This is a genomic window from Microbulbifer celer (assembly GCF_020991125.1).
Lineage (GTDB): Bacteria > Pseudomonadota > Gammaproteobacteria > Pseudomonadales > Cellvibrionaceae > Microbulbifer > Microbulbifer celer.
Window position 1 is genome coordinate 2,626,972 of sequence record NZ_CP087715.1, and the last position, 15,386, is coordinate 2,642,357.

The 15,386-nt window shown below is 60.1% G+C and carries 14 protein-coding genes; 4 read left to right on the forward strand and 10 right to left on the reverse strand.

Annotation, left to right across the window (positions count from 1 at the left end):
• Nucleotides 1-16: 16 nt before the first annotated feature.
• The 6 genes from ruvB to LPW13_RS11060 all read right to left on the reverse strand — a co-directional run bounded on the left by ruvB (nucleotide 17) and on the right by LPW13_RS11060 (nucleotide 5,777).
• The gene (ruvB, locus tag LPW13_RS11035; protein ID WP_230435395.1) at nucleotides 17-1,036 is read right to left on the reverse strand and encodes a Holliday junction branch migration DNA helicase RuvB; all 1,020 of its coding nucleotides are present in this window, start codon (nucleotides 1,034-1,036) and stop codon (nucleotides 17-19) included.
• 29 nt (nucleotides 1,037-1,065) lie between these two features.
• Nucleotides 1,066-1,677, reverse strand: coding sequence for a Holliday junction branch migration protein RuvA (gene ruvA / locus LPW13_RS11040; RefSeq protein ID WP_230435397.1), 612 nt, complete (start codon nucleotides 1,675-1,677; stop codon nucleotides 1,066-1,068).
• 438 nt (nucleotides 1,678-2,115) lie between these two features.
• Complete coding sequence (ruvC, locus tag LPW13_RS11045) at nucleotides 2,116-2,646, reverse strand: crossover junction endodeoxyribonuclease RuvC (protein ID WP_230435399.1); 531 nt, start codon at nucleotides 2,644-2,646, stop codon at nucleotides 2,116-2,118.
• Nucleotides 2,647-2,842: 196 nt separating this feature from the next.
• On the reverse strand, nucleotides 2,843-3,586 hold the full coding sequence (locus LPW13_RS11050) for a YebC/PmpR family DNA-binding transcriptional regulator (RefSeq protein WP_230435400.1): 744 nt from the start codon (nucleotides 3,584-3,586) through the stop codon (nucleotides 2,843-2,845).
• Nucleotides 3,587-3,668: 82 nt separating this feature from the next.
• Nucleotides 3,669-5,447: an aspartate--tRNA ligase gene (aspS, locus tag LPW13_RS11055; RefSeq protein WP_230435402.1), complete on the reverse strand. Its 1,779-nt coding sequence runs from the start codon at nucleotides 5,445-5,447 to the stop codon at nucleotides 3,669-3,671.
• Nucleotides 5,448-5,489: 42 nt separating this feature from the next.
• Nucleotides 5,490-5,777 carry an FmdB family zinc ribbon protein gene (locus LPW13_RS11060; protein WP_230435404.1) on the reverse strand — a complete coding sequence of 96 codons (288 nt, stop codon included), beginning with the start codon at nucleotides 5,775-5,777 and terminating at the stop codon, nucleotides 5,490-5,492.
• 289 nt (nucleotides 5,778-6,066) lie between these two features.
• On the opposite strand from LPW13_RS11060, the gene LPW13_RS11065 reads away from it, so the two are divergent.
• The 4 genes from LPW13_RS11065 (at nucleotide 6,067) to LPW13_RS11080 (ending at nucleotide 10,548) form a co-directional block, all read left to right on the forward strand.
• On the forward strand, nucleotides 6,067-6,498 hold the full coding sequence (locus tag LPW13_RS11065) for an HU family DNA-binding protein (RefSeq protein ID WP_230435405.1): 432 nt from the start codon (nucleotides 6,067-6,069) through the stop codon (nucleotides 6,496-6,498).
• A 222-nt stretch (nucleotides 6,499-6,720) separates the two neighbouring features.
• On the forward strand, nucleotides 6,721-8,463 hold the full coding sequence (locus tag LPW13_RS11070) for a proline--tRNA ligase (RefSeq protein ID WP_230435407.1): 1,743 nt from the start codon (nucleotides 6,721-6,723) through the stop codon (nucleotides 8,461-8,463).
• 440 nt (nucleotides 8,464-8,903) lie between these two features.
• Nucleotides 8,904-9,464, forward strand: coding sequence for a lytic transglycosylase domain-containing protein (locus tag LPW13_RS11075; protein ID WP_230435408.1), 561 nt, complete (start codon nucleotides 8,904-8,906; stop codon nucleotides 9,462-9,464).
• 46 nt (nucleotides 9,465-9,510) lie between these two features.
• Entirely contained in the window at nucleotides 9,511-10,548 is a 1,038-nt protein-coding gene (locus tag LPW13_RS11080) for an AraC family transcriptional regulator (protein WP_230435410.1), read from the forward strand.
• Between the two features lie 315 nt (nucleotides 10,549-10,863).
• Here LPW13_RS11080 and LPW13_RS11085 read toward each other — a convergent pair whose 3' ends face one another.
• The 4 genes from LPW13_RS11085 to LPW13_RS11100 form a co-directional block, all read right to left on the reverse strand.
• Complete coding sequence (locus tag LPW13_RS11085; protein ID WP_230435411.1) at nucleotides 10,864-12,543, reverse strand: NAD-dependent malic enzyme; 1,680 nt, start codon at nucleotides 12,541-12,543, stop codon at nucleotides 10,864-10,866.
• A 261-nt stretch (nucleotides 12,544-12,804) separates the two neighbouring features.
• On the reverse strand, nucleotides 12,805-13,116 hold the full coding sequence (locus tag LPW13_RS11090) for a c-type cytochrome (RefSeq protein WP_230435413.1): 312 nt from the start codon (nucleotides 13,114-13,116) through the stop codon (nucleotides 12,805-12,807).
• Nucleotides 13,117-13,343: 227 nt separating this feature from the next.
• Entirely contained in the window at nucleotides 13,344-13,820 is a 477-nt protein-coding gene (locus LPW13_RS11095; protein ID WP_230435414.1) for an Lrp/AsnC family transcriptional regulator, read from the reverse strand.
• A 117-nt stretch (nucleotides 13,821-13,937) separates the two neighbouring features.
• Complete coding sequence (locus tag LPW13_RS11100; protein WP_230435416.1) at nucleotides 13,938-15,131, reverse strand: pyridoxal phosphate-dependent aminotransferase; 1,194 nt, start codon at nucleotides 15,129-15,131, stop codon at nucleotides 13,938-13,940.
• Nucleotides 15,132-15,386 lie beyond the last annotated feature (255 nt).

Genomic DNA, 15,386 nt, shown 5'->3' on the forward strand with positions numbered 1-15,386 from the left:
GATGGCGACCAATCCGTCAGGTGCGATCGGGCCTGGGAATGCCAAAATGCTCATACGCCAGTGCCGTCACCACGCGCCCGCGCGGTGTGCGGGCCAGATAGCCCTGCTGGATCAGGTAGGGCTCCAGCACATCCTCAATGGTATCCCGCTCTTCGCTGACTGCGGCCGCGAGGCTGTCTACCCCCACCGGTCCCCCGTCGAACTTCTCGATCATGGTCAGCAGCACACGCCGGTCCAGGTGATCGAAACCGCTGGCATCCACGTTCAGCATATTGAGCGCACGATCGGCGGTTTCTGCGCACACATGGCCATCACTCTTCACCTCGGCGAAGTCCCGCACCCGCCGCAACAGGCGATTGGCGATCCGCGGTGTTCCCCGGGCCCGACGCGCCACTTCCAGCGCACCGCCCTCATCCATCGGTATCCCCATCAGCCCCGCGGAACGGGCGACGATACTGGTGAGGTCCTGCACATTGTAAAACTCCAGCCGCTGCACGATACCGAATCGGTCACGCAGGGGAGAAGTTAGCAGGCCGGCACGGGTGGTGGCGCCGACCAGGGTAAAGGGCGGCAGATCCAACTTGATAGAGCGGGCTGCCGGACCTTCACCGATCATGATGTCCAGCTGATAGTCTTCCATCGCCGGGTAGAGTACCTCTTCCACATGGGGGCTGAGGCGATGGATCTCGTCGATAAACAGTACATCCCCGGGTTCTAGGTTGGTCATGATGGCGGCGAGATCACCAGCCTTCTCCAACACCGGCCCGGAGGTGGTCTTGATGGCCACGCCCATTTCCGAGGCAATGATATTGGCAAGGGTGGTTTTGCCCAGGCCGGGCGGGCCGAAGACCAGAGTGTGGTCGAGCGCTTCCTCGCGCAGTCTGGCGGCCTGGATAAAGATTTCCATCTGCTCGCGCACCACCGGCTGGCCGACGTAGTCGGACAGGGTTTTGGGGCGCACGGCGCGGTCGTACTGCTCTTCCTGGCCGGTGGGGCCCTGGGGTTCGGGTGCTATCAGGCGATCGGCTTCAATCACGGGCGCATCTCAGTAGTTTTCACGGACAGTTACGCGGGCGCCATGCTTTTCAGGGCGAGACGGATCAGGGTGGCGCTGTCGGCGTCGGGCTGTTCTTTGGCGGCGCGGGCGACCATTTTGGTGGCGTCGGTGGGCTTATACCCCAGTGCGGCCAGGGCGCTCTCGGCCTCGCCGCTGTGGTCGACGGTGGGTTCGGCGCCGGCGGACATCAGGGGGATATCGCCCAGGTCGCCGGTCTGCGGCGCCAGCTTACCGCGCAGTTCGATAATCAGGCGCTCGGCGGTTTTCTTGCCGACGCCGGGCACTTTAACCAAGGCACCGACGTTGTCGTCGGCCACGCAGCGGGCCAGTGCGTTGCCGTCGAGTCCAGACAGGATGGCGAGGGCCATTTTGGGGCCGACGCCGTTGACCTTGATCAGGGTTCTGAACAGCTGGCGATCGGATTCTTTGATAAAGCCGAACAGTTGCTGGGAGGTTTCCGAGACTGCCAGATGGGTATGCAGCTGCACGCTGCCCCCCAGTTGTGGCAGTTCAAAGATCGTGGTCATGGGGGCCAGGACTTCGTAGCCGACACCCTGCACATCGACCAACAGTTGCGGGGGCTGGATTGCGGCGAGAGTGCCTGTCAGTCTTCCAATCATTCTTATTCCAGTTTTACCCCGGGCGCTAGGGTCCGGTGGTACGTAAGTTTTTGGTTCCGTGGCGGCACTACTGCCGGTAAAGGTTTGCCAGACACGCCGTGAACCCATCCATGGGGGCTCTTCTGCGAGGTCCCTCTCGCAGAAGGTCTGGCAAACCTTTACCGGCAGCAGCGCCTTCGATTCGCATTGAATACATCTTTCTCGCCACCGGGGTCACCCGGTGAGTGCCAGGCAAACGGTTCTATGATGCGAAGGCTTTGATACCGGGTGCACCTTTGCGGGACCGTCTGCGGCCAGGACGGCCGCAGCCGAGCCCCCAGGGATGGGTTTAGGGGGGGCGCCTAGCTCGTGTCCCGCGAAGGCGCCACCGGTAGCTAAGCCGCCACCGCCCCACCCTACTGCGAGCCCCAAAACCATCAGCCCCAACTATTGCCCAGATCAAGTAACACTCAACCGCCCACGTCGGAACCGCGCCCGGGAACCCGCAGAGGACTGAATCAGCGTCTGCATGGTATGCATATGACAGAGCGCTACCGCCAACGCATCCGCGGCATCTTCCTGGGGGGAAGCGGGCAGCTTGAGCAGGGTTTTGACCATGTGCTGCACCTGCAGCTTGTCCGCCGCGCCATTGCCGACCACGGCCTGCTTGACCTTGCGCGCCTCGTATTCCGCCACCGGCAGATCCGCGTGGGTGCCGGCCACAATCGCCGCCCCCCTCGCCTGCCCCAGCTTCAGCGCCGAACCGGCACTCTTGGCCATAAACACATTCTCGATCGCCATCTGCTGCGGCTGATACTGCTGTGCGATCTGGCTCACCGCATCGAAGATCAGCTTAAGACGCTCCGGCAGCGGGCCGTCGGGGAGCTTGATCACGCCGCTGGCCACATAGGTAGCGTGGGAGCGCTGCACATCGATCACACCGTAACCGGTCTTGCGCGAGCCGGGGTCTATCCCCAGAATTCGGGTCACGGCGGCCTGCCCCCTGTACATTTATACAATTCTTGCGGGAAGTGTCCCAAGGCCGCATCAAAGCGTCAAGGCCGATGAACAGCGGGCACACCACAGATACAGAAATGCCCCGACAGGCGGGGCATTTACTGATCGGGATGCGCCTGCGGCGCATTTGCGGAGCCGGAGCTCCGCGGTCCCGGGATCGATTTCCGGATCAGGCCAGTTCGGCCATGACGTCTTCCGGAATATCCGCGTTGGTGTACACATTCTGTACGTCGTCCAGATCTTCCAGCATATCCACCAGCGCCAACACTTTCTCCGCGCCGTCTTTATCCATCGGGATAGTTGTGGACGGAATCATGGCGATTTCTGCATTGTCGGGCTTGAAACCCGCTTCGGTGAGGGCGTCTTTTACCGCCATATAATCGGTAAATTCGGTGGTCAGCTCAATACTGCCGTCATCGTTGGTTTCAATGTCTTCGGCACCGGCTTCCATCGCCGCTTCCATCAGTGCTTCTTCATCCGCGCCGGGTTCGTAATACATCTGCCCCTTGCGGGAGAACAGGTAAGCCACGGAGCCGTCGGTGCCCAGGTTACCACCGCGCTTGGTGAAGGCATGGCGCACTTCCGCCACCGTGCGGTTGCGGTTGTCGGTCAGACACTCCACCAGTACCGCCACGCCGCCGACGCCATACCCCTCGTAAGTGACCGCTTCGTAATTGTCGCCATCGGCATTGCCGGCGCCACGGGCGATAGCCTTGTCGATGGTGTCTTTTTTCATGTTCGCGCCAAGGGCTTTGTCGATGGTGGCGCGCAGGGCGGGATTATCATCCGGATTGGGGCCGGACTTGGCGGCGACGGTCAGCTCGCGAATGATCTTGGTGAAAATCTTGCCCCGCTTGGCATCCTGGGCCGCTTTGCGGTGCTTGATGTTGGCCCATTTACTATGTCCCGCCATCTATATTTCTCCGGTCTGTCTCCAATTGAGTCTGCTTCGCGTCATTCCGGCCAGTGCAGGCCGGAATGACGGTGAAAAAGCGTTAGCCTACCTGCTCTTCTTTCTGGCGCAGGCGAATGCTCAGCTCGCGCAGCTGCCTGGCGTCCACCGCACCCGGGGCGTCGGTCATAACACAGGCGGCGCTCTGGGTTTTCGGGAAGGCGATGACGTCACGGATAGAATCGCTGTCGGTCATCAGCATCACCAGACGGTCGAGGCCGAAAGCCAGGCCACCGTGGGGCGGCGCACCGTATTTGAGCGCGTCCAGCAGGAAGCCGAACTTCTCGCGCTGCTCTTCTTCGTCGATTCCCAGTACCTGGAACACGGTTTGCTGCATCTCCTGATCGTGAATACGGATGGAACCACCGCCCAGCTCGGTGCCGTTCAGTACCATATCGTAGGCGCGGGACAGAGACTCCAGCGGATTCGCTTTCAGTTCTTCCGGCGAACAGGAAGGCGCGGTGAACGGGTGGTGCAGCGCGGTGAGGCTGCCGTCATCGTTCTCTTCAAACATCGGGAAGTCCACCACCCACAGCGGCGCCCATTCGGCCACGTACAGGTCGAGGTCTTCACCCAGCTTGCAGCGCAGCGCGCCCAAGGCTTCGGAGACGATCTTGGCCTTGTCGGAGCCGAAGAAAATCAGGTCGCCGTTTTCCGCCTGTACGCGATCGAGGATCGCCGCGCGCACGTCATTGGGCAGGAACTTGACGATCGGCGACTGCAGGCCACCTTCCAGGTCGGACTTGTCGTTGACCTTGATGTAGGCCAACCCCTTGGCACCGTAGATGGACACATACTTGGTGTAGTCGTCGATCTGCTTGCGGGTCAGCTTGTCGTTGCCGCCGGGGACTTTCAGGGCGGTGACGCGGCCTTTGGGGTCGTTGGCGGGGCCGGAGAAGACCTTGAAGTCCACCTCGGTCATCAGGTCTTTGATGTCCACCAGCTCCAGCGGGATACGCAGGTCCGGCTTGTCGGAGCCGAACTTGGCCATGGCCTCACTGTACGGCATACGCGGGAACTCGCCCAGCTCGACGCCCTTCAGCTCTTTATACAGCTTGCGGATCATGTCCTCGGTGATGGACATGATGGCGTTTTCATCCAGGAATGCGGTTTCGATATCGATCTGGGTGAATTCCGGCTGACGGTCTGCACGCAGGTCTTCGTCGCGGAAACACTTGGCAATCTGGTAGTAGCGGTCGAAGCCGGACACCATCAACAACTGTTTGAACAGCTGTGGAGATTGCGGCAGGGCAAAGAATTTGCCACCGTGGGTGCGGCTCGGCACCAGATAGTCGCGGGCGCCTTCCGGGGTGGCGCGGGTGAGAATCGGGGTCTCGATATCCAGGAACCCTTCGCCGTCCAGGTAGTTGCGGATGGCGTTGGTAATCCGGGAGCGGAACCGCAGGTTGCGCTGCATCTCGGTGCGGCGCAGATCCAGGTAGCGGTACTTCAGGCGTACGTCTTCGCCCACCGCGGTGTGCTCATCGAGCTGGAACGGCGGGGTTTCTGCGCTGTTGAGGATTTCCAGCTGCAGGCCGTAAACCTCGATCTCGCCGGTTTCCATATTCGGGTTCACGGCTTCCGGGGCACGGGCGCGCACGCGGCCGGTAACCTTCAGCACATACTCGCTGCGCACGCGGTCGGCCAGTTCGAAGTGCTCTGCGGCATCCGGGTCGAATACCACCTGGGCGATACCATCGCGGTCGCGCAGGTCGATGAAGATGACCCCACCGTGATCGCGGCGGCGGTCTACCCAGCCACACAGGGTTACTTCGCGGTCAATGTCGGCGGATCGCAGGGCGCCACAGTAGTCGGTGCGCATGGAGTCTTATTCCCTTATTTCAGTATTGTTTAACGAGCTGGCTCAGGCCGCGCCGGCGCCGGACGACGAGGATCCGGCAGATGAGGAGCCTGAGGCCCCACTGTCGGATTTCGGCTTGGCGGCATCTCCGGCCAGGTTCTTTTTGCTTCCGGTTTTGAAGTCGGTTTCGTACCAACCGCCCCCCTTGAGACGGAAGCCGGCAGCACTGATCAATTTGTTCAACTCTGCTTTGTTACAAGCGGGACAGTCCGTCAGCGGGGCGTCGCTCATGCGCTGAAGGGCTTCCATCTGGTGGCCACAGGCCTTGCATTGGTATTCGTAGATAGGCATCGCTTTGTACCGGTATCTCACAGAATCTGAAGGGGCGCAGATTATACATGAGCTCCCTTAGTGGAAGAAGCAGCCCGTTTCAGGGCTGGGATATATACCCCATGACAGCCCCCGAAGGACCAAAAGAGGGCAAAAACCCTGAAAAAAAGCACTTTTTTTCTGCTGTACCCCCGTGCGTGTGAAAAAATAATGGATATACTTCAGCTCAGTACTGTCGTACGCCCTGTGGTACAGAACAAGTACGGAACCACTTTCACTGGAAAAACACCTATATAGAAGGAAGCTAGCTATGGCCGCGAAGAAGAAAGCAGCAGCTAAGAAAGCCCCCGCCAAGAAGACTGCAGCCAAGAAGGCTCCAGCGAAGAAAACCGCAGCCAAGGCCGCTCCGAAGCCTAAGAAGATCACTGCGGTAAAAGAGAAGTACACCAAGACCCAGATCCTGAACCAGATCGCCGAGAACACGGAGCTGTCCCGCAAGCAGGTGCAGTCGGTTCTGGACGAGCTGAATGATCTGATCCACGGTCACATCAAGAAGCGCGCGGTGGGCGAGTTTGCGCTGCCGGGCCTGATGAAGATCACTACCGTGAAGAAGCCTGCCAAGAAGGCACGCAAGGGTATCAACCCGTTCACTGGCGAAGAAACCACCTTCAAGGCCAAGCCGGCCAGCATCCAGGTGAAGATTCGCCCGCTGAAGAAGATGAAGGAAATGGCCGAGTCCTGAGTCTCGCCCGCCTTCCTCGACAAAACCCCGCATTTGCGGGGTTTTCTATTTGTAGGGCCACTTACTGGACCGGTGGCGGCGAATCACCGGGTGGTGGGTTTCACCTTCGCATCAGGCTGCACCGCAACTTGCAGCCCGTCCGTTACAACCCTACCAAAACACGGCTCCCCCGGCGTAAAATGGCCGCCCTCTAAATTTCACCGACAGAAAAAAGAAAGCACTATGCGCGCATCCCGCTATCTGATCGCAACCCAGAAAGAAACCCCCAATGACGCCGTGGTCATCAGCCACCAGTTGATGCTCCGCGCCGGCATGATCCGCCGCCTGTCTTCCGGCCTGTACACCTGGCTGCCGACCGGCCTGCGGGTACTGCGCAAGGTGGAGAAGATCGTGCGCGAGGAGATGGACAGTGCGGGCGCACTGGAGGTACTGATGCCGGTGGTGCAGCCGGCGGAGCTGTGGGAAGAGTCCGGCCGCTGGCAGCAGTACGGCCCGGAACTGCTTCGGGTACAGGACCGTCACAACAATCCCTTCTGCCTGGGCCCGACCCACGAGGAAGTGATCACGGATATGCTCCGCACCGAGGTCAACAGCTATAAACAGTTGCCGGCGAGCTTTTACCAGATCCAGACCAAGTTCCGCGATGAGATCCGCCCGCGCTTTGGTGTGATGCGCGCGCGGGAGTTCACCATGAAGGATGCCTATTCCTTCCATCTGACCCCGGAGTCTCTGCAGGAGACGTACGACGTGATGCACGATGCATACTGCCGTATCTTTGATCGTATCGGCCTGGATTATCGCCCAGTGCTGGCGGATACCGGTTCCATCGGCGGTTCCCATTCGCACGAATTCCATGTGCTGGCCCAGAGCGGCGAGGACGATATCGCCTTCTCATCCGAGAGCCGTTACGCGGCCAACGTGGAGCTGGCAGAGGCGGTAGCACCCGCCGGTGAGCGCCCCGCAGCGAGCAAGGCGATGGAGGAACTGCACACACCGGGACAGAAGACCATCGCGGCGCTGGAAGAGGCCTTTGGCATCGCTGCAGATACTTCGGTGAAGACGCTGATCGTCCTGGGTGAGCTCAGTAAGGAAGAGGCAGAGGCCGGCAAAGCGGCGCCGCTGGTAGCGCTGGTGCTGCGCGGTGATCACGAGTTGAATGAGCTGAAGGCGGAGAAGCTGCCGGGAATTGCGAGCCCGCTGCAGTTTGCGCCGGAAGCGCGCATCGCCAGTGAGCTGGGCTGTGGGATAGGCTCCCTGGGCCCGGTGGGCCTGGAGATTGATGTGGTGGTGGACCGCGCGGCGGCGCATCTGGCGGACTTTGTGTGTGGCGCCAACAAGGACGACTATCACCTGACCGGGGTGAACTGGGAACGCGATGTGGCGCTGCCGCAGGTGGCAGACCTGCGCAATGTGGTGCCCGGTGATGCGAGCCCGGACGGCCAGGGTACGCTTGAGATCAAACGCGGTATCGAGGTTGGCCACATTTTCCAGCTGGGAGACAAGTACAGCCGCGCGATGAATGCGACGGTGCTGGATGAGAACGGCAAGGAGCAAGTGATGTCCATGGGCTGTTACGGTATCGGGGTTTCCCGGGTTGTAGCGGCGGCCATTGAGCAGAACCACGATGATGCGGGCATCATCTGGCCGGAGGCGATTGCGCCGTTCCAGCTGGCGATTGTGCCGATCAATATGCATAAGAGTGAGGCGGTACAACAGAAGTGTGAGCACATCTATGAAGCGCTCACTGCCAAGGGTATCGATGTGCTGCTGATGGACGAGCCGAAGGCGCGCCTGGGCGGGATGCTGGCGGATACCGAACTGATGGGTATTCCCCGCCGCATCGTGGTGGGCGACCGCGGTCTCGAGAAAGGCAATATCGAGTACAAAGGCCGTGGCGACAGCGAGAACCAGGAGTTCTCCGCCGATCAGATCATCGACACCCTGCTGGAACTGATTCCTCACTGAGCCTCTCTTCCCTAGGCCGCTCCGTAAGAAGATTCGGTGGCGGCCGAGTGCTGGGGGGAAGGTTTCGAAACCGCTGTGTATACATCCCTGTACGCTGCGGCGGCGACGTCCCTGTCGCCGACGCTTTCGAAACCTTCCCCCCAGCACTCGACCTTCGCATCAAGTATTGAGCGCTGGCCGGCCAGATAAAACCACTTTCGTTTGATGAGAAGGCCCTGATACCGGGTATCCACTTGCGAGACCTTCTGCGAGAGGGACCTCGCAGAAGAGCCCCCATGGGCCGAAGGCGCCGCGCTGAAGCGGCCGGACTGGGTTCACGGCGTGTCTCGCAAGGGGCTACCCGGTAGCAGGGCCGCCACATGGGTTGTTCGGGCTCTCCTCCCCCAGTCGGACTCAATCCCAGTACCGAAACCCTGAAGCTTCCCGTAAAATCCCACCCCATGATAAGAAAAGCCCTCACCACCCTACTGCTGTGCCTGCTCGGCGCCTCGGTGTCTGCCCAGGTCAAAGAGGTAGACCCCAAGCTGCTGCTGGCCCTGAAAGGCGCCGTCACCGAAGCCGACAGCTTCGCCGACCGCTTTGACGCGGAAGTGTGGCTGATGGCCAAATCCCAGCCCCTGGCCCGGTATATCAAAGACCCCGACGAACGCATGCGGGTTCTGAAAGCCATTCACCGCGAAGCCACCCGCGCCGAGCTGCAGCCGGAAATCGTCCTCGCCGTGATCCAGATCGAAAGCGCTTTCGACCCCTACGCCGTGTCCCGGGTCGGCGCCCAGGGCATGATGCAGGTGATGCCCTTCTGGAAAAACGAAATCGGTCGCCCGGAAGACAACCTGATCGATATGGAAACCAATCTGCGCTACGGCTGCACGATTCTCAAGCACTACATCAAGAAGGCCAAAGGCAACATGCCCAATGCGCTGGCCTACTACAACGGCAGCTACGGTCGCCATACCTACAGCCGCAAAGTGCTGGATGCCTGGGCCGAGCGCTGGCGCTGACGCCCCATTTAGACGCCGCACCAACAAGAAAAATCAGAGGTACACCGTGCAATACGCTTTCTTTACCGGCGCCACCTGCAGCCTGCTGCTGCTCGCCTCCGTGCGTATCGGCCTCTCCCGGCACGGGGGCGCGCCCTGGATTCAGGTGCTGATTGCGGGTGCCTTCCTGTATTTATTACGCCCACTGCTCGATGTACAACAACCGGCCGTCGACCTGCTGATCGATCTCCCCACCATGCTCTGTCCCGCCGCTTTCTGGCTGTTCGCCCACCACCTGTGCAGCGAGAGCCAGCAGTTCCCCCGTTGGGGCAGGGGGCTGATTGCAGTGGATTTCCTGCTGGGGCTGGCCGCGCAGTTCGAGCTGCACCCGCTGCTCTATCCGATTGAGCAGCCGTTCAAACTGGCTCTGATCGGCCTCGGGCTGCTGACACTGCTGGAACAGCTGCAGTCCGACCTGGTAGCCGAGAGACGCCAGCTGCGGATCGCGCTGTTGATCGCCATTGGTGGCTATATGGTGATTGTGGTGTGTGCGGAATTTCTGTTTTCCTATTACCCGGTGCCCCGTGGGATTCCCGCGGTACATTCACTGATGACGTGGATACTCACCTTCGCCGCCTGCATGTGGCTGCTGGCACTTTCTCCCAAGGCATTGGAAGAGAACCTCCCGCAACGGATGGCGGAACCGGATCCGGCGCCTTCCGAAGCCCCCGAAAAGGATGCCGCACCGCTGGATCCGTCCCAGCAGCAGCTGCTGTACAAGCTGCAACTGCACATGGAGCAAGGGGGATATCGCCATACCGGCCTGACGATCCGCGAACTGGCGGAACAGCTGGATGCCCGGGAGCATGTTCTGCGTGCCCTGATCAACCGCCACCTGGGCTACCGCAACTTCAACGAGTACCTGAACCGGTATCGTGTCGATGAGGCCAGCCGCCGCCTCGCAGATCCGGGTGAAGCCCACCTACCGGTACTCACCATTGCATTGGATATCGGCTATCGCTCCCTGAGCCCGTTCAATGCGGCATTCAAGCGCCACCACAACCTGACCCCCACGGAATATCGCCGCCAGCAGCTACCCGCATGAGCGACAGAACTGCGCAAAAACGCGACGACCGGCAAGGAAAGGAAAAATCCGTCAGAGTTTTTCGTATTTAGTAAGCCAAACGGCGAAGCTTGAGCCAAACTTTTCAGTGCGAGGCCTGCGCTGCAGACATTAGCCCAGTCACCAACCCGTTTGTGGACGGGCCTCACCTACTTACCTCGCGCCGCGCGCAAGCTGCGGTGGAAATGCATCTTGCGGCTGATCGGCAGATAACCGCAGTGACTGATGCGCGGCCCAACGGGCCGCGCTTTTTTTGCCTGAACGAACGTCAGGCAGGAAATGGAAGCCAGCGGCCACTCAAATGGAGCGGCGACGGTAATGGCGATAGGCGGGGGACCAGGAGTTACGCTCAAGAGACGCGTCCAGACGCTCCTCCGGCACCTTCGGCGCAACGCCGTCTTCCTGGGCCTGCAGGCCAACAGCGCGGGCGATATGCCGGGTGATATCGCGAATCTCCGCCAGCGGCGGCAGCAGTGCGCCCTCCGCCTGCCTGACCACCGGCGCGCGCTCCGCCAGCGCATTGGATGCCGCCATCAGCATATTGTCGGTCACCCGACGGGCGCCGGCAGCAATCACACCCAGGCCCACACCGGGGAAGATATAGACGTTGTTGCACTGGGCGATGGGGTGACTGACACCATCGATTTCCACCGGATCAAACGGGCTGCCGGTGGCCACCATGGCTTCGCCGCGGGTCCAGGTCAGCACTTCCTGCGGTGTGGCTTCCGCACGGGAGGTGGGGTTGGACAGCGGCATGATCAACGGCCGCGGACAGCCCTGATGCATAGCTTCCACGACCGGCTGGGTGAACAGGCCACCCTGACCGGAGACGCCAATCATGATGGTGGGCTTCACCTGCCCGACCAGCTGTTCCAGATCCCACTCGCTGGCATCTGCGAAATCTTCCGGGTTGCGCGCCAGACGGGCCTGGAAGTCGTGCAGGCCCTTCATGTCGCTGGTCACCAGGCCATAGCGGTCGAACATGAACAGCTGCTTGCGCGCGGCGCCTTCCGACAGCCCTTCGTCCATCATCGCCTTGACGATCTGCTCGGCAATACCACAACCGGCCGAACCGGCACCGACCACCAGCACCCGCTGCTGGCCGAGGGATTCTTTCTTCGCCTTGCAGGCTGCCAGCACCGTACCCAGACACACGGAAGCGGTGCCCTGGATATCGTCATTGAAACAGCACAGTTTGTCGCGGTAGCGCTCCAGCAGTGGCATGGCATTGGTCTGGGCGAAGTCCTCGAACTGCACCAGCACCTTCGGCCAGCGGCGCTTTACTGCGGCCAGGAACTCCTCCAGAAATTCATCGTACTCTTCCTGGGAAATCCGCTCGTGGCGCCAGCCCATGTACATGGGATCGTTCAGCAGGGTGCGGTTGTTGGTGCCCACATCCAGCATCACCGGCAGGGTATTGGCCGGGCTGATGCCGCCGCAGGCGGTGTACAGCGACAATTTGCCGATGGGGATTCCCATACCGCCGATACCCTGGTCGCCGAGGCCGAGAATACGCTCGCCGTCGGTCACCACGATCACCTTCACATTGTCTTTGGTGGCGCTGCGCAGGATATCGTCCATGTACTCGCGATCGGCGTAAGACACAAACAGGCCGCGGTGATTGCGATAGATATTGGAGAACTCCTCACAGGCCTGCCCCACCGTCGGGGTGTAGATGATCGGCAGCATCTGCTCGATGTGCTCGACGATCAGGCGGAAGAACAGGGTCTCGTTATCGTCCTGGATCGCGCGCAGAAAGATGTGCCGATCCAGGTCGCTCTTGCACTGCAGGTACTGGTGATAGGCGCGGCGCACCTGCTCGTCGATGGTCTCGACGTTATTCGGCAGCAGGCCGATCAGGTTGAATTCGATCCGCTCTTTCAGGGAAAAGGCACTGCCTTTGTTCAGCAGCGGCAATTCCAGCAGGGACGGACCCGCGTGGGGAATATACAGGGGGCGTTTTTCTTCGTTGGTCATTACAGCGTCGTCGACATTGAAATTTGGCGGTTTGCACCGGCGGCACTGCCGGCAACAAGGAAAGGGGGTTCGGTGCGTTGACGCTTTCGACATCGCAAAGCATTCGGCACGGGTCCGGCAACTTTGTTAAACCGTCGTGAAACGATCAGCGGCCGTGAACCATCAGGAGATGACAGTCACAACACTGAGAAAAGCGTCCGCTAAACCGGGAGGCAGGAGACTAACGCCGACGGCTATGAATAACAACCGCTAACGCGGCTGCTATTCGGATTTCGGCGACGACATGTATTCGATCAGCGCCTTGTAATCCGCATCGCTGCAATCCGCGCACAATCCGCCCGGCGGCATGGCGTTGAGGCCATTTTTGACCGACTTCACCAGGGTATCCATCCCCTTGTCCAGGTGGGGCTTCCAAGCGTCGACATCGTGTACAACGGGGGCATTGCCAACCCCGGTGGCATGGCAAACATGACAGGCGCGCTGATATTTTTCCTCTACCGTTTCTGCGTATGCGCTAAAAGAGGTGCCGGCCAGCACACAACAGAGGGACACAAATCGTTTCAGTTTTTTCATTGGAACCCGCCTTACCTTTATCGACCCCGGCTAAAAGACCAAGGGGTTAAAAGACCACATACAAATCTGCGAAGAAGCAAAGTGTAGCGCCAGTCACATCTCGTTACCAACACCAACGCCTTGTCAATAAACGAGCAATACTCCGACATCCCTGCCCGTCCCTCTCGCCAACGGTACGGCGCGCTTGCTGGATGCACCTGCCCGCAACAACCAGTCCTGAGCCCCGGTCAGTCCTGAAACAGCAGCTCCAGCGGATAGCCATTAAACGGCTTGGTCTTTTCAATCACCAGATGCGACGTCATGCGCGTGATGGCCGCGTCCTCGTCTGCCAGCAGCTGCTCGGATACACGGTTGAAATCCGCCGCATCCGGGCAGACAAACCGCAGCATATAATCGAATTCCCCGGACATCTTCACGCAGGAAACGATCTGCTCGATCTTGCTGATTGCGCGACGGAAACTCTCGCTGGTGCGGGAGTCCTGGCGTTTCAGGGCCACGTTTACGTAAAACTCCGCATGGCGGACCTTGTCCAGGTTCACCTCCGCCTGGTATTCGCGAATATACTTTTCAGCCGTCAACTTCTTGACCCGCGCCAGGCAGGCACTTTCCGACAGGCCGATTTCTTCTGCCAGGCTCAGGTTACTGATGCGGGCATTAGTCTGTAGAACTTCCAGAATACGCAGGTTGTGGCGATCGATTTTCACGGTAATGTCTTCGACTGATTGTTATCGGATAAATGAGTATCGAGGGGTCGGGCGCGAAATGATAGCGGTAAAATGCCACTGCGAACATGTGCAGGGCATTTGCGCACCGGCAGCCTGCTAGCTGACCTTGCGACACCCTCCGGTAACAAACCGTTCAATTCGATCCAGCGCCCGGCTCAGCTCAGCCTCATCCGCCGCCAGTGTCAGGCGCACATGATTGACGGCACTGGGACCAAAAGGCTTGCCCGGCAGGACAGACACCCGCTCTGCGTCCAGCAGTGCCTCGGCAAAGGCATCGCCATCTTTGGCCACATCAGAAACATCCACCATCACGAACATACCCGCTTCCGGGGAGGAGCAGTTCAGGCCCGGAATATTGTTCACACGCTCGACGATCAGATCGCGACGCTTCTCGTAGGCATCGCGCATCTGCTTCACGAAGTAGGTATCAAACTCCAGTGCAAAGGCCGCTGCCTCCTGTACAAACTGCGGCACGCCGAAAATAGTGGCACCAGCGTATTCGATCAGCCGCTCCACCAGGTCGCCCTGGGCTACTGCCCAGCCGAGACGCCAGCCGCTCATGGCGTGGGATTTGGACAGACCATCAATCACCACCACATTGTCCAGGTGTTCCGCAGCCGCGCGCAGGGAGGTATGGCGACGGGCGAAGGTGATCATGGAGTACATCTCGTCCGAGATCAGCCAGATATTGCGCTCGCGACAGTGGGCGGCAAGGTCCCGCAGTTGCTCCGGCGTCGCCATGGCACCGGTGGGGTTTACCGGGGTGTTGATCATCACTACGCGGGTCTCATCGCTGATGGCCTGCTTGATGGTTTCAATATCAAACGCGAAGCCCTGATCTGCAGGGCAGGCGACTTTTTTTACCTCCAGCTGCAGGGCGTCGGTAATGGGTACGTAGCCGATATACATGGGCTCGGGAATGATGATCTGTTCACCGGGGTTCAACAGGCAGGAGAGTACGCCGTAGATGGCGTTGGTACCACCGGGAAAGACCACCACGTCGTCGGGGTCGCAGGGATGCGGACTCACTTTGCTTTCGATATCGGCGATGGCGCGGCGCAGCACCAGTTCGCCGGCGGCCGGTGAATAGTGGGTACGGCCAACGCCGAGGCGGGCGCGGGCGTAATCGAGGATGGGTTCGGGGGTGTCGAAATTGGGATCTCCGACACACAGGAAGATGACATCTTCACCTTTGTCGGCGAGTTCGTGGGCGCGGTCGCTGACAGCCCAGACATCGGCGTCGGCGGAGTGCAGGGCCTGGCTCTGCTTGCTGAAACGGGGTGTATACATCTTCGGGGTCCATCTGGTTCGACGTTTTATCGAGAACGTGTGTGGATGATGAGTGCTGATACCGCTACGTTAGCAATTGTCGCGGTAATCAATGGCGTTTCAGGCGGGGGTAAATCGCAGTCTTCCGGGGTATTTTCGGGTCACACCGCAGAAAATTCGGTTTCTGTAGTGAGGCAGCCGCAAGAGGTGGCCCGGCGAGACCGCGTGGCGGCAAGCCACCGGGTATCTCGCCTTTGATTGTTACTCTGGCGCTTA